The following is a 20,724-nucleotide window of genomic DNA, read 5'->3' as shown; positions in this document are numbered from 1 at the left end:
AGGCGGGTCGCCCTGCGGCACGGGTGCGTTCCTTGCGGCGTGCCGCCTTTCCGGCGACCACGGCTGACTAGTCGGCGGAGGTGCCGCGCCAGATGGTGACGAGCCAGAAGCCGGCCAGGGCGACCATGACGCCGACGACCAGGCCGAGCATGCCGTAGCCGAGCAGGCCCACGATCGCCCCGGCGACGATCGTGCCCGTGGCGCCGCAGACGTTCATCAGCAGGTCCGACAGGCCCTGTACGGCCGGGCGGCGGGAGATCGGGACGGACTCCGTGACCAGGGCGGAGCCCGACACCAGGCCGCACGACCAGCCCAGCCCGAGCAGCACCAGCGCCGCCGTCACCTGCCACACCCGGTGCCCCGCCGTGCCCGCAAGCGTGGCCGCGCACAGCAGCAAGGCCATGCCGAGCATGAGCACCGGCAGCTTGCCCGCCTTGTCGGCCAGCCAGCCGACGACCGGCGACAGCATGTACATGCCTGCGATGTGCAGGCTGATCACCAAACCGATGACGTCCAGGTTGGAGCCGTCGTGGTGGAGCTTGACCGGGGTCATCGACATGACCGACACCATCGCGGTGTGGCTGATCGCGATCATGATCAGCGCCGTGCGGGCCATCGGGGTCGTACGCAGCGTCTCCCAGGCCGTCCTGATGGTCCGGTTGCGGCCGGGGCCGGGCTTGTCCTGCCCGTCGTCCTGCAGGCCGCGCGCCAGCTTGAGCGGGTCGGGCCTGAGCAGCCCGAAGATGATGACCAGGGCCAGGGCGAACGCCAGCGCGGCGAACGCGAACGGCCCCGCCTTCTCCGCCATCCCCAGCCGCATGCCGATCTCGTCGGCGGGCTCGGCCAGATTGGGACCTGCTACGGAGCCGATGGTGGAGGCCCAGACGACCAGCGACAGGTGCCTGGCGGAGCGGCCCTTCGGCGACAGGTCGGTGGCGGAGTAGCGCGCCGCCAGGCTGCCCGCGCTGCCGCCGCCCACCAGCACCAGCCCCGCCAGCAGCAGCGGCCACGAGCCGAGGCCGATGGCGGCCACGGAGATCAAGCAGCCGGCCAGCGCCGCGAGATAGGCGAGCGACAGGCCGGCCCGCCGCCCGCCGCTGCCCGATGCCCTGGCCGTGGGCAGGGCCAGCAGCGCCGCGCCGAGCACGGTGGCCGTGCCGGCGAAGCCGCTGATCACCGTGGATCCCGACAGCTCGTCCACGACCACCGAGCTGAGCGCCAGCCCGACCGCCACGCCCACGCCGCCCACGATCTGCGTCGCGGAGAGGACCGCCAGGGTGCGACGCTGAATGCTCGGGATCCGGTCAGAGGGCAGCGTCGCGGGCTGGATGGGGGCACTTGTCACCAGTGAAGTCTGACATAACCCCCAACAGCGCCCCAAAGACGACAGCATCCCGATTTTTCGCGAAGAAAGCTGTTTTCTTGCGATCGTTCAGAGGATCGTGACGGCGTCGCCCACAGCGATGCGCCCGGGCCCGTCGGGGATCAGGTTGATCCCGAACCAGACCTTGCCGTCCCACTTGCGGTGCCTGGCCAGCGTCCTGAGGGGCTCCTTGCCCTTGGTGTGCGTCGCGGTGTCGATCGTGGTCAGCACGCAGCGGTCGCAGCCCTTGGTGACCCGGAAGCCGACGTCCCCGATGCGCAACCGCTTCCACTCGTCCTCGGCGAAGGGCGTGCCGACCCCGTCGATCACCACGTTCGGCCGGAACCGGTGCATGGGCAGCGGCGCGGGCGGCTCGTCGCCGCCTTCGAGCGCCGTCTCCGCGATCCAGTCGTTGAGCTGGGCGAGCGAGGCGCTGGTGGTGAGCAGCAGAGGATAGGCGTCCGCCAGGCTCACGCGGTCCTCCGGCCGTCCGTACGCCGGATTGACCGGGCGGCGGGTCGGGTCGTCGAGCCACTTGAGCCGCACCGGCTGCCCGGCGAGCTCCGACAACCACCGGGCCGCGTCGTCGCCGCAGTCGGTGAGCTCCACCGGGGTGCCCCACACGTCTACCGTGGACATCGGAGCGGACGTCGCGGTGGACATCGGAGTGGACATCGGAGTGGACATCGGAGCGGACGTCGCGGTGGACATCGGAGTGGATGTCGCGGCGGGCGGCGGGGTGGCCGGGATGACCGGCAGCGGGGCGGCGTGCGGGCCCGTCAGCGTGAGAGTGTCGCCGTCGAGCTCGGCCACGCAGGCCAGCAGTGCCGGCTCCTCGCGTGCGGTCAGGATGTCACCGTTCTGGTCGGTGATGAGGTAGCGCCGGTCGCCTGCCAAGCCCCACGGCTGCACCTCGGCTTCATCGACGTCATGGCCCGCGGTCGACTTGACGGGATAAAAGCGAATGCTCCCCAGCTTCATACGGCCGACCGTATCTCACTGATCGGCGCGGCCTGAGGGGACGCGCTCCTGCGGTGCCCGGACGCGGCCAGCGCGACCGCGCCGAGCGCGGCCACCCCGATGGCGGCGCCGATCCAGGCGACGGACGGGTAGCCGTATCCCGCGCCGATGGCCAGCCCGCCCAGCCAGGGGCCCACGGTGATGCCGACGTTGAAGGAGGAGACGTTCATCGCGGCGGTCAGCGTGGGGGCGTCCTTGGCGAGGGCGAACGGGCGGGCGTTCAGCGCCGGGTTGGTTCCGAATCCGAACACGCCGAGCAGGAAGACCAGCACGATGGCGAGGACGGGCACGGCCGCGGACGCGGCCAGCGCGGCGGAGGTCGCGATGAGGCCCGTGACCCCGGTGAACAGGACGAGGAACGGCCGCGCGTCGGCGGTCCTGCCGCCGATCGTGATCCCGATGAGCGCGCCGACGCCGTACAGGGCCAGGACGGCGGGGACCCAGGCGGGCTGCAGGCCCGTGGTGCCCGTCAGCAGGACGCTCAGGTAGCTGAAGGAGGCCAGGAGGGCCGCCGTGGTCAGCGCGATCGTGCCGTAGGCGAGCCAGAGCTGCGGGTTCAGCATGGCGCGCAGCTCGACCGGTACGCGCGGCCGCGCCCCGGCCTCGGGACGGCCGCCGGGGATGGTGGCGAACACGCCGACCGCGGCGAGCGCCGACAGCCCGGCTACCGCCCAGAACGCGGCCCGCCAGCCGAGGTGCTGGCCGATGACGGTGCCCGCGGACAACCCGATGATGGTGGCGACCGTCAGCCCGCCCGCCAGGATGCTCATCGCCTTGCCGCGGGCGTTCGCGGGCACCAGGCCGATCGCGGTGCTCGCCGCCACGGCCCAGAAACCGGCGTACACGAAGGCGCCGGCCACGCGGGTGGCGAACACGACGGCGTAGTCGGACGTCAGCGCGCCCACGACGTGTGTGAGGGCGAAGACCAGCATGAACGTCAGCAGCGCCGTACGGCGTGGCCAGCGCAGCGTGGCGATGGCCAGCACCGGAGCGCCGACCAGCATCCCGATGGCGAACGCCGAGATCAGCAGCCCCGCCTCGGGGACGGACACGCGCAGGTCGTCGGCCATCTCCGGGAGCAGCCCGGCCAGCATGAGCTCCGACGTGCCCTGGGCGAATATCGACAGGCCCAGTATGTAAACCGCTAGTGGCATGGCGATTCCTCCACAATTTTAGATTGATCAGTACAAAATCAGGAAAAGAAAAACTCAGAACGCGTCCAGCGCGGTTCGCGCGATGGACGCGAGGGTTTCTCGGCCGGCGCCGCCGCAGGCGGCCACGCGCATGCCGCTGACCGTGGCGACGACGAAGTGCGCCAGGGCGAGCGCGTCCTTGCCCGCGTCGATCTCGCCCCGGGAGATGCCGACCTCGAGCGCCGAGCGGATCATCCGCACCCGCCTGTCGTTGTCGAGCCGCAGCAACTCGGCGATCTCCGGGTCGTGCGGGGCCATCTCGACCTGCGAGTTGACCACCAGGCAGCCGGCCGGCTCCTCGGGGTCGGGCTCGACCGCCCACCCCAGCACGGTGCCGACCTTCTCCTTGACGGGCAGGTCGGAGTCCATCAGCTCGGCGAGCCTGGCGTTGCGCCCGTCCATGTAGTGGCGCAGCGCCTTCTGGAACAGATCGTGCTTGCTCGCGAAGGTGTTGTAGATGCTGCTGCGCCCGAGGCCGGTGGCCGCGCACAGGGCCTGCGTCGAGGTGTTCTCGTAGCCCGCGCCCCAGAACGCGTGCATGGCGGCCTCGACCGCACGGTCCTCCTCGAACGTCCTCGGTCGCGCCATGCCCGGCACGCTACCAGTTTTGGAACGACCAGTGCAATACCCGAGGATCCACCGCGGGGGATCTCACCATCGCGCCGATGTCAGGTGGTTCGCCGGAACGAGTCGAGGAACACCTTGCGCGTGCCGGCCTGGTCGTCCCACTTCAGCTCGGGCAGGTCGAATGTGATCGTGAACCCGGTCTTGTCGTCGATCGTGACGTATCGGGTCAGCGCGTGCATGGGGACGCCGTTCGCGGTGGTGTAGGTGTACTCCCAGTCGGTGGCCTTCCATCCCCGGTAGGACACGGCCCGCAACTGCACCTGGATGTAGCTCTCCCTGCCGCCCTCGGACTCCTCCCTGCTCAGCCGGGACAGCCCGCCGTCGGCCTGAGCCGTCGCCCGCTCCACCACGATCCGCATGCCGGAGTCCGCCGGCCCGTCGAACGTGGTCTTGCCGTCGGACTCCGCCGGCTTCCACCCCTCCGGAACGCCGGCCGCGAACCCGGCAGCGGTGTGCTCCTCGTAGCCCTCCGGCACGGGGGACGGCTCGCCGCCCGCGGCCGCCGGGCTCGTCGTGGCGTTTGCGGTCCCGGTCGCGGCGGTGACCGCGGCCGGCTCCTGCGGTGATCCGCCGGACAGGAAGATCATTACGGCGCCCGCGACGACGGCCACCGCCACGATCGCGCTGATGAACGTGAGCGGCGTCGGCCGGCCGACGCGCACCCACGCGCCGCCGCCGTCGTCCTCGCTCCTGCGCCTGCTCGTGCCGGTGCGCGGGGAGGCGCCGGGCGGCGCGGCCAGGCGGCTGCGGCCGAGGTCGTGCGTCAGGTCGCGTGACTGCTCGCGCAGGTCGGCGGGGGAGGCCAGCGGCCACGGGGTCGCGCCGGACGTACGGCTGTCGGACGTCAGCGGCAGGATCGGCCGGGGCCGCGGTCCTGAGGGCGCGTCCAGGCCGTCGGCGGAGTCGTCCACGGACCGGTACGGCCCGAACGGGGCCGGCCCGCCTGACGAGGGCGCGCCATCGGACGAGAACAGGCCACCATGTGAAGGCGAGCCGCCGGACGAGGACGGGCCACCATGTGAAGGCGAGCCGCCGAGTGAGGACGGGCCACCGGGCGCAGGCGAGCCGTCGAGCGAGGGCGGGCCGCCGGCCACGGGGAAGCCGCCCGAGGACGAGGGGCCGCCGAGCGACGAGGGGCCGCCGGGTGAAGGCGTGCGGTCGAGCGAGGGCGGGCCGCCGGCCACGGGGAAGCCGCCCGAGGACGAGGGGCCGCCGAGCGACGAGGGGCCACCGGGCGAAGGGGCGCCGTCATGTGAGTGCGGGCCGCTGTCCGGCCACTGCGGCCCCGAAGGGCTGCCGAACGCGTCGAACCCCGGCGCCGACGATAACTGGTCGGTGCTGTGGCTGCCCGACGGGCTCGTCATCCCGTCATAGGGCATCGAGTAGCCGCCCGACGGGCTGGTCATCGGGTCGTACGGCACCCGCACCGGCCCCGAGGGCGTCTCCACGATCCGCGACGGCATCGGCCCCGAGGGGTGTTCGAGCGGTGGCAGCAGCCCGGCGGGCGTCGGGTCGGCCTGGCTGGGCAACGTCTCCGGCGGGCGCGGCCTGGTGGAGCCGTGCGCGCGCAGCACCGTCTCCAGCATCTCGATGACCTGGGCCGAGGTCAGCCGCTCCGCGGGGCTCTTGCGCAGCAGGCCCTCGATCACCGGCATCAGCGCCCCGGCCCGCTGCGGCCTGATCGGGTCCTGCGTGAGGACCGCGCCGAGCACCGCGATCGGGTCGGGCCCTTCGTACGGCGGCCGCCCCTCGACGGCGGCGTACAGCGTGGCCCCGAACGACCACAGGTCGGCCGCCTGCGTGATCGGCTGGCCGGACAGGCGCTCCGGCGGGATGTACGCGGGCGACCCCATGAGCAGCCCGGTCTGCGTGATCGTCACGTCGCCCTCGATGGCCGCTATGCCGAAGTCGGTCAGCACCACCCGGTCGGAGGTCAGCAGCACGTTTCCGGGCTTGATGTCGCGGTGCATGATGCCGGCGGCGTGGGCGTGCCGGATAGCGTCGAGCACCCTGATGCCGATCTCGGCCGCCTGGATCACCGGCAGCGGCCCGCTCTGGCGTACGGCCTGCTCGAGAGACCACGCGCGGACCAGCTCCATCACGATCCAGGGGCGGCCGTCCTCCTCGACGACGTCGTGCACGGTCACGATGCCGGGATGCGTCAGCCGCGCGGCCGACCTGGCCTCGCGCAGCATGCGCCGGTGCGCCACCTGCTTGCCCGCGTGGTCGAGGCCGTACGGCAGGATCAGCTCCTTCACCGCGACGTCCCGGTCGAGCAGGACGTCGTGGGCCTGCCACACCATCCCCATGCCGCCCCTGCCGACGGGCGACATCAACCGGTAGCGCCGGCCGATCAGGCGGCCCTGGCTCTGCGGGGTGCCGCTCGGGGGGCCTCCCTCCGCGCCGGGGCCGCTGAGCAAGCGGTCGGCTGCCATGTTCCCGCCCCCATTTCGCCTCATCCGTCACGTGCGTTCTCACGCTACTTGCAGATTGCCACTGAGAAATCCGCCGGACGCATGCCGCAATGGGCTTTTTCCAGGCGCGGCACCGGGGCCGCAGCGGGTTTCTTGCTGGCCTGAGGTTCGTTACGATATCGGCGCTATAACCGCAAGGGAAGCTGACATTGCCTGACAATAGTGCTGACGTGCGGCTATTTCGCTATTCAAAGGGGTCACTTACTGAGCCTGCCAACGCCAGCAACGCGCTGGTGAACGCCTCGGCGGGCGGCTTGACCAGGCCCGCGCCGACCTGACCCGTGCCTGCCACGCGTCCCGCGATCCCGGTGTTGACGACGGGCAGCAGGCCCGTCCTGGCCACCAGAGCGACGTCGATGCCGGCGGGAGTGCCGCGGAAACCGAGACCCGGGATCTGGTAGGCGGGATGCTCGGCGAGCGTGATCTCGTACATCGAACGGGTGGCCCTGACGGCGTCGGAGACCTCGCCGCCGACGAAGCGCACGATGGCGGGCGAGGCCGCCATCGCGAAGCCGCCCAGGCCGGAGGTCTCGGTGATGGTGGAGTCGCCGATGTCCGGGTTGGCGTCGCCGGGGCCGTACGCGCCGAGATAAAGCCCGTCGGGCACGCCGGCCGGGCCGGTGAACCAGCGTCCGCCCAGCCCCGAGACCTGCACGCCGAAGTCGGTGCCGTTGCGTGCCATCGCGACCACCAGCGAGGAACCGGGCACGTCGCGGGCGGCGTCGGTGCTGACCTTGGCCGCGGCCATGCCGGCGTTGAGGAAGAAGTGGTCGTTGCCGTTGATGAAGCGCAGCACCTGCGCGGCGGCGCCGGGGGCGGCCTCGACCACGGCGGGTGCCAGCTCGCGCAGCAGCAGCGAGGTGGCGGCGCGGTTGCGGTTGTGCAACTCGTCGCCCATCTGCAGCGCCTGAGCGATCAGCGAACGCAGGTCGAGCGGCCCGGTGCGCTCCAGCGCCGCGGCCAGGGCGGGGCCGAGCACCTCGTCCATCCAGCGCAGCCGCTCCAGCACCTCCGGCCCGTACGCGCCGTAGCGGAGCACCTTGCCCAGGCCCTCGTTGAGCGAGCAGTAGGCGGTGCCGCCGTGCTCCTCGTCGCGCACTTCGAACAACCACATGGACGGGCTCACCACGCCCGCCATCGGGCCCACGGTGGCGTGCTCGTGGCACGGGCGCAGCGTGACGCCGCCCGCGGCGAGCGCGCGCCCGGCCTCGTGCTCGTCGCCCGCCAGGCCCTCCAGCAGCATCGCGCCGATGAGGGCGCCGCGCATCGGGCCGGACGCGCGCTCCCACGTGATGGGCGGGCCCGCGTGCAGGAACGTCCCCTCCGCCAGCACCTCGGAGGCGCGCCGTACGCCCACCAGGTGCGGGCGGGCGGAGGTCAGCCGGCTGACGGCCAGCTCGTTGGCGGCGTGCCTGCGCGGGTCGGCGAGGACCCTGGCCAGCGCCTCGGCAGTGCCGGGCAGCGGCGGCCGCCACGCCACGGGGACCGTCGGCACGGCCTGGGCCCTGAGCGCGTCGTCGAGGAGGCCGGCGCCGACGGTGACGACGCGGGGCGGTGCGGAGAGCAGGGTCACAGCAGGCTCCTGGCGTGCCGGGCGGCCTGGGCGTTGGAGGTGAACACGGCCGCGCCCGCCTCGCGGAAGGCGGCGGCCTGGCGGTGCAGGTCCTGGGGGTCGCCCTCGGTGCCGATGAGGGCGACGACGACGGTGGCGGGGGCGCGGGCTACGGCGTGCGCGAGCGAGGCGGCGGGGTCGGGGTCGGCGCCGTGGCCGAGCACGACGTCCATGAGCACCACGTCGGTGTCCTGGGTGTGGGCGAGCGCCTCGACGCGGAGCGCCGGGTCGATCATGGGATGGGCGCGTCCCCTGGTGTAGGCGTCGTCGCCGTAGTCGACGATGTCGCGGGAGCCGGCGATCATCGCGGCCTCCGCACCGAGCGTGCCGCCGGCGTAGAAGCCCTTGATCGCCTTGGCGGCCGGGCGGCCGCCCGGCCACGACGGCCAGGACGGCCATTCGGGGACGGGCCTGCCGAGCGCGCGCAGCACCCGCTCCGTCGCCTCCGTGAGGTCGGGCGCGCCCTCCTGGAGCATCGCGCGTACGACGGGCGTGCGCAGCCGGCCCACGGCCTCCTCCACGGCCCGCGCCACCTCCGGCGACGGCGGCTTGGAGATGAGCACGATCAGCTCGGTGGCCGGATCGTCGTCCAGCATGCGCAGGGCCCGCATCGCCGACAGGCCGCCCACCTCGGCCGACAGGTCCCTGCCGCCCACGCCGAGCACGTGGCTGACGCCCGTGCCCGCCCAGTCGAGCAGGGACGTCACCTGCTGCGCGCCGGTGCCCGAGGCCGCCACCACGCCCACGGGGCCGGGGCGGAGGACGTTCGCGAAGCCCAGGCCGACGCCGCCGATCACCGCCGTGCCGCAGTCGGGGCCCATCACGAGGACGTCCCCGGCCCGCTGAAGGAGCGCCCGCTCCTTGAGCAGGCGTTCCTGCCACACGGGCATGCCGTCGCTGAAGATCATGACGGGCAGGCCCGCCTCGACGGCGTCCAGCGCCTCGGCGAAGGCGTGCTCGCCGGGCGTGGAGACGAGAACCAGGTCAGCCGGGGTCCGCGCGGCCGAGCGTGTGGTCAGCGGCGGCTGGTGCTCCGGCGCCGGATCCGCCCGCTGGAAGGTGGTCAGTTGCCGGTCGGCCTCCTCGACGGCGGCCTCGGTGTCGCTCGCGCGTACGGCGATCAGCAGGTCGCCCGGGTCGGTCTCCGGGATCGTGAACCCCAGCTCGCGCAGGATGGAGACGTTGAGATCGGTGGCCATGGCGACCATGGCCGCCGTCACGCCCGGCATGTCGGACAGTGCCCGGCTGACCCGCATGAGGGTCACCGAGTCGTGATAAGTCCCCCGCCGTACCAGCACCACTTCACGTGCAGCGGCGTCGTTCACCGGCCCGGCTCCTGGTCGCCCAAGGAGAGGACCGCGTTCACCCCGATGGCGATGCCCTGCGCCAGATCGGCCCCCGAGGTGTGGCCGAGCCGGTGCAGCCGCCGCAGCGCGGGTTCGAGCGGCTGCGTGCCGGCGATGCCGCGCAGGACCCCGATCACCTCGGGGCTGGCCGCGCCTCTGGCCGCGCAGTGCAGCAGCGTGGCCGAGATGGGCGTCGTCCGCGTGCGGGCGTCGAAGGTGACCGTCGCGCCGAGCCAGCCGGCCAGCCAGACCGCCCGCTCCACGCCGGCCGCCGCGCCCACATGCCGCAGCGTCACCAGCAGCCCGGCCAGGACGTCGTCGCCGCTCGGCGTGAGCCCCGGCCCCAGGCCCACCAGCTGCTCGGCCGCCGTCACCGCGCCCAGCAGCCAGCCCTTGGCGCATCCGCCCGCCAGCATGTCGACCGCGGCGTTGCCGGCCAGGCCGGGCTCGGGCGGGTCGGTCAGGCGGGCCGCGGCGCGCGCGAGGCTCGCCCGGTCGACCGTGCCCAGCGGCGGCGAGGGATCCCACCAGCGCCGGACGGTCAGGTTGAGCGGGCCCAGCTCGATCGAACGGTCGCCCACCGAGGCGTCGTCACCCACCGTGACTCTCGGGAGCGGGCCGGACAGCAGTACGGAGTTGGGCAGCCGGATCGCCTCGCCGGTGATGACCGCGATCACGGAAGGTTCGAGATCGGTCCTGACCTCCAGGTAGATCCCGCCGGGAAACGCGGCGAGCACGCGCGCCGGGCGGCGGGACGACTCCAGGACGGGACGTACCGCCGTGCTGGCCGCTCCCGTGACGTGGACGCGGGTACGTCTCGCGTGAGTACTGACCGTCACCAAACCTCCCAACCGACCCTGGTCCTGACCGTAGAACGGGCCGGGAACCCTCCGTACGGGTAAATTTGCCAACAGTGAGCGGGAAGGTTGGCTCTTCCTGACAGACGGTCTCCGGGGTCACAATCTCATCCATGGAGCCCCCCGTCCGGCTGGCGAGCACCGGAACGATCACCCATGGCGTGTCCGTCGGCGAGGTGCTCGGCGTGTCCACCCTCGCCGATGCCAGGCTGATCGCGGGCGAGAGCGGGCTGGGCCGCATCGTGCAGCGGCTCAACGTCATGGAAGTGCCCGACATCCTGGCCTGGGTCAAGCCGCACGAGCTGCTGCTCACCACCGGCTACCCGCTGCGCAACACGCCGCAGTCGCTCGGCAGGCTGGTGGCCGACCTGGACGAGCGCGGCCTGTCCGCCCTGGCGATCAAGCTGGGCCGCTACGTCGACGAGCTGCCCGCCGAGATGGCCGAGCAGGCCGACAGGCTCGGCTTCCCGCTCATCCTGCTCCCGAACGACGTCGGCTTCGACGACATCCTCAACCAGGTGCTCACCGACATCCTCAACCGCCAGGCCGCCGTGCTCGCCCGCGCCGAGGAGGCGCACCGGGCGCTGGTGCAGGTGGTGCTGGCCGGAGGCGGGCTCAACGAGGTCACCGCCGAGGTGGCCAACCTGCTCGACGTGTCGGTGGCCGCGGTCGACGGTTCGGGCCGCGTGCTGGCCGCCGCCGGGCCCGCCGGACACGTGACCGTCCTGTGCGAGTCGATCACCCACGAGGGCTCCCCGGCGGCCGAGGCGGCCCGTACGCCGGACGCGGGGCGGGCGCGGTCGTTCGCCTCGGTGCCGGTGCTGGCAGGAGGGCACCACCACGGCAGGATCGTCGCCTACAGCCCGTCCGCGGCCATCAGGGACAGCGACATCGGCATCCTCGAACGCGCCGCCACCGTCGCCGCGCTCGTCGTCACCCGCCAGGAGGCGGTCAACGCCGTCGAGAGCAAGTACCGGGCCGACTTCCTGCGCGACGTGCTCACCGGACGGGCCGGCACGGTCGAGCGGGTCACGGCCAGGGCCGGGGCGTTCGGATGGGACCTGTCGCGGCCCGTGACCGTGCTGGTGGCCGAGCTCGACCCCGACGGCGACGAGCGCAGCGCCCAGGACCGGCTGGTGGCCTGCTGGACGGCCGCGATCAGGCGGCACGACCCGCACGGGGCGGTGGCGGGTTTCTCGCACGAGGTGGTGGCCGTGGTCGACGCCTCCGCCGACGTGGCCAGGATGGCCAAGGACGCCGCCTGCGCCTTCGCCGACGCGCCGCCCGCGACGTTCTCGACCGGCACGTCCCGGCCGAGCCCGGGCGCGGAGACGCTGCCCGAGGCCTATGCGCAGGCGCTGAAGGCCGCCAGGGTCGGGCGGCAGCTGCACGGGCCCGGCGCGGTGGCCCATTTCGATCAGCTCGGCGTCTACCGGCTGCTGTCGCTGGTGAACGACACCGACGAGCTGCACGCGTTCGTCCGCGAGACGCTCGGGCCGCTGGCCACCGACGACGACGCCGAGAACGCCGACCTGCGGCGCACCCTCCAGGCCCTTCTGGAGACCAACCTGAACGTGGCCGAGACGGCCAGGCGGCTGCATTTCCACTACAACACGCTGCGCTACCGGATCGGGAAGTTGGAGCGGCTGCTCGGCGGCTTCACGGACGACCCCCACCTGCGGCTCAACCTCACCCTGGCCCTGCACGTGCTGCGCATGCGCGGCATCTAGGCGGCGGGTGGTGCGTCTAGGCTTGGGGCCCGTGGACTTCGAACTGCGCTCCGACTTCATCCCGCTGTGCGACCTGCTGAAATACTGCGGCATCACGGAGACGGGCGGCATGGCCAAGCAGCTCGTCGCCGAGGGCATGGTGCTCGTGGACGGCGAGGTGGAGCTGCGGAAGCGGGCCAAGATCCGGTCGGGCCAGGTGGTCAGCGGCGAGGGGTTCTCGATCCGGGTCGAATGAGCGCGGGCGGCGCACGGCACCTGACAGGCGTCCCGGGCGCCGAAGGCCCGCGCGCGAGAGCTTTTCTCTGGTTCCCGGCGTAGATTTGGCAGATCATGCCCGTGTAGGAGTGGTCCGGCGGGCCTAATGTGCCCGCAACGGAAAGCGTGTCGCCGGCCCAGCGCAACGCCCGGTACAAGAGGGGCTCTCATGGTTTTGGGATGGACCAAGCACGGTGACGGCAAGCATCTGGCCCCGGGAGAGGTGGTCAGGCCCGACGAGCGGCTGAGCTGGCCCCGGATGGTGGGGTTCGGGGCGCAGCACGTGATCGCGATGTTCGGCGCGACGTTCGTCTTCCCCCTGGTGATGGGGCTGGACCCGAACATCGCCGTGATGATGTCAGGGGTCTCGACGATCCTGTTCCTGCTGATCGTGAAGGGCAAGGTGCCGAGCTACCTCGGCACCAGCGCGTCCTTCGTCGGCGGGGTGTTCGCCATCAGGGCGGCGGCGGGAGGCGACACCGCGGGAGCGGACGCGATCGTGACCGGCGCCATTCTGGTCGCCGGGCTCGTGCTGGCGCTGGCCGGGCTGGCCATCCACTTCCTCGGCGTGCAGATCATCCACCGGGTCTTCCCGCCCGTGGTCACGGGCGCGGTGGTGATGCTGATCGGGTTCGGGCTGGCGTTCGTGGTGGCGGACACCTACTGGCCGCAGGACCACTGGGTCGCCCTCGTCACGATGCTGATCACGTTCGTGGTGATCGTGCTGTTCAAGGGGTTCATCGGCCGGATCGGCGTGCTGGTCGGGCTCGTCGCGGGGTTCGTGCTGTCCTGGGTGCTGGACAGGCTGGCCGGGCCGATCACGTCGGTGCTGCCCGGCCAGAACCTGCGGGGCGCGTCCGGGGCCGCCTGCGAGTCCGAGGGCACGTACTGCGTGGCGACGGCGTTCCCGCACGACCGGGTGAACTTCGAGCCGGTGGCCGAGGCGGAATGGATCGGCTTGCCGGAGTTCCACGGGCCCGACTTCAAGACCTCCGCCGTGCTGCTCGTACTGCCCGCGATCATCGCGCTCATCGCCGAGAACATCGGCCACGTCAAAGCGGTCGGCGAGATGACGGGCACCGACGTCGACCCGTACGTGGGCCGCGCCGTCGCGGCCGACGGCCTCACCACCGCGCTCGCCAGCTCAGTGGGCGGCTCGCCCACCACGACGTACGCCGAGAACATCGGCGTCATGGCGGCCACCAAGGTCTACTCCACGGCCGCCTACTACATCGCGGGGGTCATCGCGATCCTGTTCGGCCTGTGCCCCAAGTTCGGCGCGCTGGTCGCGGCCACTCCCGGAGGCGTGCTCGGCGGCGTCACCGTGATCCTCTACGGCATGATCGGGCTGCTCGGCGCGAAGATCTGGATCGAGAACCGGGTGGATTTCGCCGACCCCGTGAACATGGTTCCGACCGGGGCGGGCATCATCCTGGCCATCGGACCTGTGCAGCACTTCATCGGGGGCGACTTCACCTTGGAGGGCATCGCGCTCGGCACCATCGTGGTGCTCGGCGGCTACCACTTGCTCAGGGCCATCGCCGGGCGTGCCCCCGTGCCGGCCGGGAGCGAGCCCGCGTGAAGCCGCCGCCGTTCGCGTACCACGCACCCCGTGACGTCGGCGCGGCGCTGCGCACGCTCGCGCAGGTGCGCGGCAAGGTGCTGGCCGGCGGGCAGAGCCTGATCCCCCTGATGAACATGCGACTGGCCGCGCCCGAGCATCTCGTCGACATCAACCGGATCGGCTCCCTGTCCGCGATCGACGCTACCCCGGCGGGCGTCAGGGTGGGCGCGCTGGTCAGGCACTCCGATGCCGAGCACGCCGGAGCGCACCCGCTGCTCACGCGGGCGCTGAAGCTGGTCGCCCACCCGGCGATCCGCAACCGGGGCACGGTGGTGGGCAGCCTCGTGCACGCCGACCCCGCCGCCGAGCTGCCGGCCGTGCTGGCGGTGCTGGACGGCACGGTCCGGCTGGCCCGCTGGGACGGCCGGGCCGTGGAGCGGGAGGTGCCGGCGCGGGAGTTCTTCGTCGGGCCCCTGGAGTCGGCGGTCGAGCCGGGCGAGCTGGCCGTGTCGGCGTTCTTCCCCGCGCTGGCCCCGCGCACCGGCACCGCCTTCGAGGAGGTGGCCCGCAGGCACGGCGACTACGCGCTGGCCGGGGTCTGCGCCGTGGTCACGGTGGACGGTGACGCGCGCGTCACCGCCGCCAGGGTCGCCTGCGTCGGCGTCGGACCCGTGCCCGTCGTCGTGGACGTGACCGGGGCGTGCGGGGGAGTGGACGTGCCCGGGGCAAGTGGGGGAGCGGACGTGACCGGGGCGTTCGGGGAAGTGGACATGACGGGAGCGTCCGGGAGCGCGGCCGGCGGCTGGGCGGAGGCGGCGCGGGCCGTACAGGAGGAGACCGAGCCGGAGAGCGACGTGCACGCCTCGGCCGCCTACCGGCGGCACCTGGTGGGCGTGCTCGCCGAGCGGGCGCTGCGGAACGCGGCCAGGGAAGGGGCGGCAGCCCGTGGAGCATGAGATCACGCTCGTCGTGAACGGCGCGACCAGGCGGGTGAACGTGCCCGCCCGCCGGTTGTTGTCCGACTGCCTGCGCCACGACCTCGGCCTGACCGGCACCCACGTCGGCTGCGAGCACGGCGTCTGCGGCTGCTGCACGGTGCTGCTCGACGGCCGGCCCGTGCGGTCGTGCCTGACGTTCGCGGTAACCGTGGACGGGCAGGAGATCACCACCGTAGAGGGCCTCGCCCGCGAGGGAGCGCCGCCGCGTGGACTGAGGAGCGCAGGGAGCGCGGCGACCGGAGCGACGGGGGAAGGCGGCGGCACCGAGCGGCCGAGCCGCCCTCACGACGTGGAGGAGGTGAAACCAGCGCTGTCGCCGGTGCAGCGGGCGTTCGCGGAGTGCCACGGGCTGCAGTGCGGGTTCTGCACGCCGGGGTTCCTGTGCACGGTCACCGCGTTCCTCAGGGACAATCCGGCGCCGTCGGACGACGAGATCGTCGAGGGCATCTCGGGCAACCTGTGCCGGTGCACCGGCTACCAGAACATCGTCAAGGCCGTCCACCGGGCCGCCGAGCTGCTGGCGGAGGAGACATGACGACGAGGCTGTTCGGGGAGCCCGTGCAGCGGCGCGAGGACCCCAGGCTGCTCACCGGGCAGGGGCGCTACCTCGACGACCTGGGCCGCGACGCGCTCGCCGCCGCCTTCGTCCGCTCGCCGCACGCCCACGCCCGCATCCGCGACATCGACGTGGCCCCCGCCCTGGACGTGCCGGGGCTCGTCGCGATCTACACCTGGGAGGACCTGCCCGAGCGGGTGGGCAGGGCGCTGCCGCTGCTGATCCCGCATCCGGCGCTCACCCACGGCCGCACCGCCTACCCGCTGGCCCGCGACGTGGTCAGGCACGTCGGCGAGCCGGTCGTCATGGTCGTGGCGAGCGACAGGTATGCCGCCGAGGACGCCTGCGCGCTCATCGAGGTCGACTACGAGCCGCTCAAGCCCGTCGTCGGCCTGGAGGAGGCCGTGCAGGGGGCCGCGCTCGTGCACGAGGACGTGCCCGGCAACGTCGGCGCCCACCTCGTGCAGGAGGTCGCGGCGGCCGACGGCCGCGGCGCCGGCGAGGTGATCGAGGCCGCGCCGCACACGCTCTCCTTCCGGCTCGACATCGAGCGCAGCGCCAGCATGCCTTTGGAAGGACGCGGCGTCTACGCCCGCTGGGACGGCAGGGACCTGCGCGTCTACTCCAGCACCCAGACCTCCACCAGCGTCCGCATGGCCGTCGCCGCCACGCTCGGCCTGCCGCTGCCACACGTCGAGGTGATCGCGCCCGACGTCGGCGGCGGCTTCGGCGTGAAGATCGTGCACCCGTGGCCCGAGGAGATCCTCGTGCCGTGGGCCGCCATGACGCTCGGGCGCGAGGTCAAGTGGGCGGAGGACCGCAGGGAACACTTCATCTCCTCCGCCCACGAGCGCGCGCAGATCCAGCACGTGCGGGTCGGCTTCGACGACGACGGCCGCGTCCTCGGACTGGACGTGACGATCCGGCACGACCACGGCGCCTACACGCCCTACGGGATCATCGTGCCGATCGTGACGTCCACCCAGCTGCTGGGACCGTACAAGATCGGCGCCTACCGCGTCGCGTTCACCTCCGTCTACACCAACACCGTGCAGGTCACCCCCTACCGGGGGGCGGGCAGGCCGCAGGCCGTGTTCTGCATGGAGCGGACCATGGACAAGATCGCCCGCCATCTGGGCAAGGACCGCACGGAGGTGCGGGCGGTCAACTTCATCGGGCCGGAGGAGTTCCCGTACGACCAGCACATGACCTTCCAGGACGGGCGCCCGCTGATCTACGATAGCGGGAACTACCCGGAGATGCTCCGCATGATCAAGGAGCTGATCGGCTGGGACGAGCACGAGAGGCGTCCCGGGCGCGGCATCGGCATAGGCTGCTACGTCGAGGGCACCGGCGTCGGCCCCTACGAGGGCGGGCACGTGCAGGTCACCTCCGACGGCCGGGTGCACGTCTCCACCGGGCTCACCTCGCAGGGGCAGGGGCACGAGACGGTGTTCGCCCAGATCGCCGCCACCGAGCTGGGCGTGCCGATCGAGCGGGTCAGCGTGGTCACCGGCGACACCCGCAGGTTCGGCTACGCGGTCGGCACGTTCGCCTCCCGCGCGGCCGTCATGAGCGGCAACGCCATCGCCCTCGCCTGCAGGAAAGTACGCGAGAAGGCGCTGCGCATCGCCGCCGACGCGCTGGAGGCCGACCCGGCGGACCTGGCGATCGACGACGGGATGGTGCACGTGGCGGGGGCGCCGTCGGCGTCGATCCCGCTGTCCACGGTGGCCGTGCTGGCCAACCCGCTGAGGTACGCCTTCGACGACGAGGCGGCCAAGGCGACCCAGTTCTCCGCTACGGCCTCCCCCGACCGGCCGCCGGTCGCCGAGGGGGAGGAGCCGGGCCTGGAGGGGCGCGACTACTACTCGCCGGTCAGGTCCACGTTCGCGTCGGGCATGCACGCCGCCATCGTCGAGACCGACCCCGACACCGCCGAGATCAAGGTGGTGCGCTACGCCGTCGTGCACGACTGCGGGCGGCTGATCAACCCCATGATCGTCGAAGGGCAGATCCACGGCGGAGTGGCGCAGGGCATCGGCGGGGCGCTCTACGAGCGCATGGTGTACGACTCGCACGGCCAGCTGGTGAACGCCTCCTTCATGGACTTCCTCATGCCGTACGCCACCGAGATCCCGCACGTCGAGACCGCCCACCTGGAGACGCCCTCGCCGCTGAACCCCCTCGGCATCAAGGGCGCGGGCGAGGCCGGCGTGATCCCCGTCTCCGCGGTCATCGCCTCGGCGGTCGAGGACGCCGAGGGCATCGACGTCGACCGCATGCCCATCTCCCCGTCCGAGCTCTTCGAGCTCCGCGAGCTCCGCGAGCTCCGTGCCGCCATGGAATGATCCGGTGTCGTGCCGGATCTGCGTGCCCCCGGAGCGGGGCTGACCTCCTTCCCCGACGTTCCCGACGACGTCCGCCTGATCGACCTGGCCTGGAACGCGATCACCGAGGTGCCCGGATGGGTGGCCGGGCTCGGCTCGCTGGAGGAGCTCAGGCTCGACGGCAACCGCCTGCGCGCCCTGCCCGACCTGTCGGGGCTGGCCGCGCTGCGCGCGCTGCACCTCGACGGCAACGCGCTGACGGCCGTCCCGGCCTGCCCGCCGCGCCTGGAGTCGCTCTCCCTGTACGGCAACCGCGTCCGCACGCTGCCAGAGCGGCTCGGCGGGCGGCTGCGGCACCTGGCGGCGGGCCGGAACGCGCTGACCGAGGTGCCGGGCTCGTTGTGGAAGCTGACCCGGCTGGAGTCGCTCAACCTGGCCGAGAACGCGCTGACCGAGGTGCCCGCGGCCGTCGGCGGGCTGGCCCGGCTGCGCATGCTCGACCTCGGGCACAACCGGCTCACCTCCATCCCGCCCGAGCTCGGCGACCTGGCGCTCACCGACTACCTCTACCTGAGCGACAACCTGTTCACCGAGGTCCCCGCGGCGATCGGGCGGCTCGACCGTCTCGCCTACCTCAACCTGACCGCGAACCGGCTCACCCGCCTGCCGGAGGCGCTGGGAAGGATGGCCGCGCTGGTGGAGCTGCGGCTCTACGACAACCGCCTGGAGTCGTTGCCCGAGACGGTCGGCGGGCTGACCCGGCTGCGTGAGCTGCACCTCCAGGGCAACCGGCTGACCCGGTTGCCCGCGGCCGTCGCCGAGCTGGAGGAGCTGCGGGTGCTCGACCTGCGCGACAACCTGCTCGGCGCGCTGCCCGACGCGTTGCCGCCCGGGCTCAGGCATCTCGACCTGCGCAACAACCGGCTGCGCGGGCTGCCGGACCGGCTGCCCCCGCTGGACAAGCTCGACCTGCGGTGGAACAAGCTCGACGGCGAGCCGGAAGTGCTGCGCCGGCTCGCCGCGCGCGGGTGCGTCATCCTGCGGTGAACCGGGGTGCCGGGTCTTGCGTACCTCCGCACATGACGACTTTTCCACGCTTGGCCGCTTTCGCGCTGCTGGCCGGGCTGGTCGCCGGGTGCTCCTCAGGGAGCTGGAGCGACTACGTCGCAGCAGGCGAGAGCCAGAGGCCCGCGGCCCCGCTGACCGTCGAGCAGCTCTCCGCCAAGGTCGGCTGCAAGCCGAAGATGCAGGTCGAGGCCGACGACCTGCGCACCGGGTTCTGCAAGACCACGGATGGCAGGTTCTTCGTCAACACGTTCAAGACCGAGGCGCTCAAGGACGAGTGGATGGACCGGGCACCCGAGTACAACCCCCACCTCGTCGGCCCCCGCTGGACCGTCCTGGGCCCGCTAGAGGTGCTGGAGGCGATCCAGGAGCGGCTCGACGGCGACCTGCACCTGACCGACCACCGGGTCTCCCAGACGCCCACGCCGGCCTCCTGACCGTGCTGACCCCCGTGGAAGGCGTACCTTCGCGCATGACGGCACCCCGACGCCTCGCCGCGCTCGCGCTGCTGGCCGGACTGGTCGCCGCCTGCTCCGCGGGCGGCGGGAGCGGCGGCTACCTCGCGGCGGGCGGGCGGGCCGGCGCCGCCCCCCTCACCGTCGAGCAGCTGTCCGCCAGGGTCGGGTGCGAGCCGCGCCTGCAGGCCGACGGCGCCGGCATCCGCTCAGGACACTGCACGACCCCTGACGGCGAATTCGTCGTGACGACGTTCGCCACGCGGGCGGGCAAGGACGCCTGGATGGGCGCCGCCCCCGCGGGCGCCCCGCACCTCGCGGGCGACCTGTGGACCGTCATGTCCAGCCGTAAGGTGCTCGACCTGCTCAGCGAGCGGCTCGGCGGCGAGCTGCACATGACGGACCCGGGGAGCGGCGAGATGCGGGTCGTCGGCTAGTCCCGCTCACGGGTGGCTCCGCTCCAGCGTGCGGCGGGGTGACTCCGCTCCAGCGCACGGGGTGGCCCCGCTCCAGCGTGCGGCGGGTGGCTCCGCTCCAGCGTGCGGCGGTTCGCTCCGCTCACGTGTGCGGCGAGGCCGTGGAGGCCCTCACCACCAGCTCGTGCGTGGTGCGGCGGCGGCGCGGCCGGCTCGCCGGCGGCCTGAGCACCAGGTCGAGCGCCTGCCTGCCCATGTCGGCCATGGGCAGCCTGATCGTGGTGAGCGCCGGATAGACGTCGCGCGCCACCGGCGCGTCGTCGAACCCGGCCACCGAGATCTCCCCGGGCACCCTCCGCCCGCTGTTGAGCAGCCAGGACAGCGCGCCCACCGCCATCGGGTCGTTGAGCGCGACCACCGCCGTCAGGTCAGGGTGCGCGCGCATCAGCCTGGCGGTCGCCGCCGCGCCTCCCTCACGGGTGAAGTCGCCGTGCACGACGGGGACCGAGCGCCAGTCGAGCCCGGCAGCGCCGAACGCCGTGCGCAGCCCGGCCAGGCGGTCCTCGACCGTGGTGAGGTTCGGCGGCCCGCCCAGCACGCCCAGGCGACGGTGGCCCAGGTCGAGCAGGTGCCGCATCAGCGTGGCGCCGCCGGCGGCGTTGTCGGGCAGCACCGCGTCCACGGGCAGGTGGTGGCGGCCGATCACGGCGAGCCGGCCGCCCGCGGCGGTGAACGAGCGCACCTCCGCGGCCATGTCGGCGCCGGCATCAGCGCCCGCCCCTGTGCCCGCCCCTGTGCCCGCCTCAGCGCCCGCCGCTGTGCCCGCCGCGATGCCCGCTTCTGTGCCCGCCGCTGTGCCCGCC

General features: G+C 72.7%; 18 protein-coding genes. 9 read left to right on the top strand and 9 right to left on the bottom strand.

The features are described 5' to 3' along the window. Positions 1 to 67 precede the first annotated feature (67 nt). The 8 genes from E1292_RS12285 to E1292_RS12250 all read right to left on the bottom strand — a co-directional run bounded on the left by E1292_RS12285 (position 68) and on the right by E1292_RS12250 (position 10,474). Positions 68 to 1,345, bottom strand: coding sequence for an MFS transporter (locus tag E1292_RS12285; RefSeq protein WP_246090078.1), 1,278 nt, complete (start codon positions 1,343 to 1,345; stop codon positions 68 to 70). Positions 1,346 to 1,432: 87 nt separating this feature from the next. Continuing rightward, the gene (locus E1292_RS12280; protein ID WP_132595154.1) at positions 1,433 to 2,344 is read right to left on the bottom strand and encodes an MOSC domain-containing protein; all 912 of its coding nucleotides are present in this window, start codon (positions 2,342 to 2,344) and stop codon (positions 1,433 to 1,435) included. Then, a complete protein-coding gene (locus E1292_RS12275; RefSeq protein ID WP_132595152.1) occupies positions 2,341 to 3,537 on the bottom strand; it encodes a Cmx/CmrA family chloramphenicol efflux MFS transporter in 1,197 nt (398 codons plus the stop codon). Before E1292_RS12275 ends, E1292_RS12280 begins: the two co-directional genes overlap by 4 nt. A gap of 54 nt (positions 3,538 to 3,591) precedes the next feature. After that, positions 3,592 to 4,164 carry a TetR/AcrR family transcriptional regulator gene (locus E1292_RS12270; protein WP_132595150.1) on the bottom strand — a complete coding sequence of 191 codons (573 nt, stop codon included), beginning with the start codon at positions 4,162 to 4,164 and terminating at the stop codon, positions 3,592 to 3,594. Between the two features lie 80 nt (positions 4,165 to 4,244). Next, entirely contained in the window at positions 4,245 to 6,638 is a 2,394-nt protein-coding gene (locus E1292_RS52620; RefSeq protein WP_220446782.1) for a serine/threonine-protein kinase, read from the bottom strand. Positions 6,639 to 6,861: 223 nt separating this feature from the next. Further along, complete coding sequence (locus E1292_RS12260; RefSeq protein WP_132595148.1) at positions 6,862 to 8,250, bottom strand: YlbE family protein; 1,389 nt, start codon at positions 8,248 to 8,250, stop codon at positions 6,862 to 6,864. After that, on the bottom strand, positions 8,247 to 9,614 hold the full coding sequence (locus E1292_RS12255) for an AllF/FdrA family protein (protein WP_246090077.1): 1,368 nt from the start codon (positions 9,612 to 9,614) through the stop codon (positions 8,247 to 8,249). Before E1292_RS12255 ends, E1292_RS12260 begins: the two co-directional genes overlap by 4 nt. Continuing rightward, complete coding sequence (locus tag E1292_RS12250) at positions 9,611 to 10,474, bottom strand: oxamate carbamoyltransferase subunit AllH family protein (protein WP_246090076.1); 864 nt, start codon at positions 10,472 to 10,474, stop codon at positions 9,611 to 9,613. Before E1292_RS12250 ends, E1292_RS12255 begins: the two co-directional genes overlap by 4 nt. 131 nt (positions 10,475 to 10,605) lie before the next feature. Here E1292_RS12250 and E1292_RS12245 point away from each other — a divergent pair, with 131 nt between their 5' ends. The 9 genes from E1292_RS12245 (at position 10,606) to E1292_RS12205 (ending at position 19,882) form a co-directional block, all read left to right on the top strand. Next, on the top strand, positions 10,606 to 12,222 hold the full coding sequence (locus E1292_RS12245; protein ID WP_132595144.1) for a PucR family transcriptional regulator: 1,617 nt from the start codon (positions 10,606 to 10,608) through the stop codon (positions 12,220 to 12,222). Positions 12,223 to 12,253: 31 nt separating this feature from the next. Further along, the gene (locus E1292_RS12240) at positions 12,254 to 12,457 is read left to right on the top strand and encodes an RNA-binding S4 domain-containing protein (protein WP_220446781.1); all 204 of its coding nucleotides are present in this window, start codon (positions 12,254 to 12,256) and stop codon (positions 12,455 to 12,457) included. A gap of 189 nt (positions 12,458 to 12,646) precedes the next feature. Then, a complete protein-coding gene (locus E1292_RS12235) occupies positions 12,647 to 14,059 on the top strand; it encodes a uracil-xanthine permease family protein (RefSeq protein ID WP_132595142.1) in 1,413 nt (470 codons plus the stop codon). Beyond that, on the top strand, positions 14,056 to 14,997 hold the full coding sequence (locus tag E1292_RS12230; protein WP_132595140.1) for an FAD binding domain-containing protein: 942 nt from the start codon (positions 14,056 to 14,058) through the stop codon (positions 14,995 to 14,997). The genes E1292_RS12235 and E1292_RS12230 overlap by 4 nt, the downstream gene beginning before the upstream one ends. Further along, complete coding sequence (locus tag E1292_RS12225; protein WP_132595138.1) at positions 14,987 to 15,574, top strand: (2Fe-2S)-binding protein; 588 nt, start codon at positions 14,987 to 14,989, stop codon at positions 15,572 to 15,574. Before E1292_RS12230 ends, E1292_RS12225 begins: the two co-directional genes overlap by 11 nt. Beyond that, on the top strand, positions 15,571 to 17,946 hold the full coding sequence (gene cutA / locus E1292_RS12220; RefSeq protein ID WP_132595136.1) for an aerobic carbon-monoxide dehydrogenase large subunit: 2,376 nt from the start codon (positions 15,571 to 15,573) through the stop codon (positions 17,944 to 17,946). The genes E1292_RS12225 and cutA overlap by 4 nt, the downstream gene beginning before the upstream one ends. 9 nt (positions 17,947 to 17,955) lie before the next feature. After that, entirely contained in the window at positions 17,956 to 18,972 is a 1,017-nt protein-coding gene (locus E1292_RS12215) for a leucine-rich repeat domain-containing protein (protein WP_246090075.1), read from the top strand. Positions 18,973 to 19,022: 50 nt separating this feature from the next. Beyond that, positions 19,023 to 19,427 (top strand): hypothetical protein, encoded by a 405-nt coding sequence (locus E1292_RS12210; protein WP_246090074.1) that lies wholly within the window; start codon positions 19,023 to 19,025, stop codon positions 19,425 to 19,427. Between the two features lie 35 nt (positions 19,428 to 19,462). Continuing rightward, entirely contained in the window at positions 19,463 to 19,882 is a 420-nt protein-coding gene (locus tag E1292_RS12205) for a hypothetical protein (RefSeq protein ID WP_132595132.1), read from the top strand. A 121-nt stretch (positions 19,883 to 20,003) separates the two neighbouring features. Here E1292_RS12205 and E1292_RS12200 read toward each other — a convergent pair. Next, positions 20,004 to 20,724: LacI family DNA-binding transcriptional regulator (locus E1292_RS12200; RefSeq protein ID WP_132595130.1), on the bottom strand; the 721-nt coding region annotated here is incomplete at its 5' end.

Source organism: Nonomuraea deserti, assembly GCF_004348685.1.
In the GTDB taxonomy this organism is placed as follows: Bacteria; Actinomycetota; Actinomycetes; order Streptosporangiales; family Streptosporangiaceae; genus Nonomuraea; species Nonomuraea deserti.
This window is presented reverse-complemented; position numbering and strand designations above follow the sequence as displayed.

Excerpts from the sequence above, each read along its gene's own strand:
- E1292_RS12280 (WP_132595154.1), bottom strand. The coding sequence starts at position 2,344 with ATGAAGCTGGGGAGCATTCGCTTTTATCCCGTCAAGTCGACCGCGGGC.
- E1292_RS12275 (WP_132595152.1), bottom strand. The coding sequence starts at position 3,537 with ATGCCACTAGCGGTTTACATACTGGGCCTGTCGATATTCGCCCAGGGC.
- E1292_RS12270 (WP_132595150.1), bottom strand. The coding sequence starts at position 4,164 with ATGGCGCGACCGAGGACGTTCGAGGAGGACCGTGCGGTCGAGGCCGCC.
- E1292_RS52620 (WP_220446782.1), bottom strand. The coding sequence starts at position 6,638 with ATGGCAGCCGACCGCTTGCTCAGCGGCCCCGGCGCGGAGGGAGGCCCC.
- E1292_RS12245 (WP_132595144.1), top strand. The coding sequence starts at position 10,606 with ATGGAGCCCCCCGTCCGGCTGGCGAGCACCGGAACGATCACCCATGGC.
- E1292_RS12235 (WP_132595142.1), top strand. The coding sequence starts at position 12,647 with ATGGTTTTGGGATGGACCAAGCACGGTGACGGCAAGCATCTGGCCCCG.
- cutA (WP_132595136.1), top strand. The coding sequence starts at position 15,571 with ATGACGACGAGGCTGTTCGGGGAGCCCGTGCAGCGGCGCGAGGACCCC.
- E1292_RS12205 (WP_132595132.1), top strand. The coding sequence starts at position 19,463 with ATGACGGCACCCCGACGCCTCGCCGCGCTCGCGCTGCTGGCCGGACTG.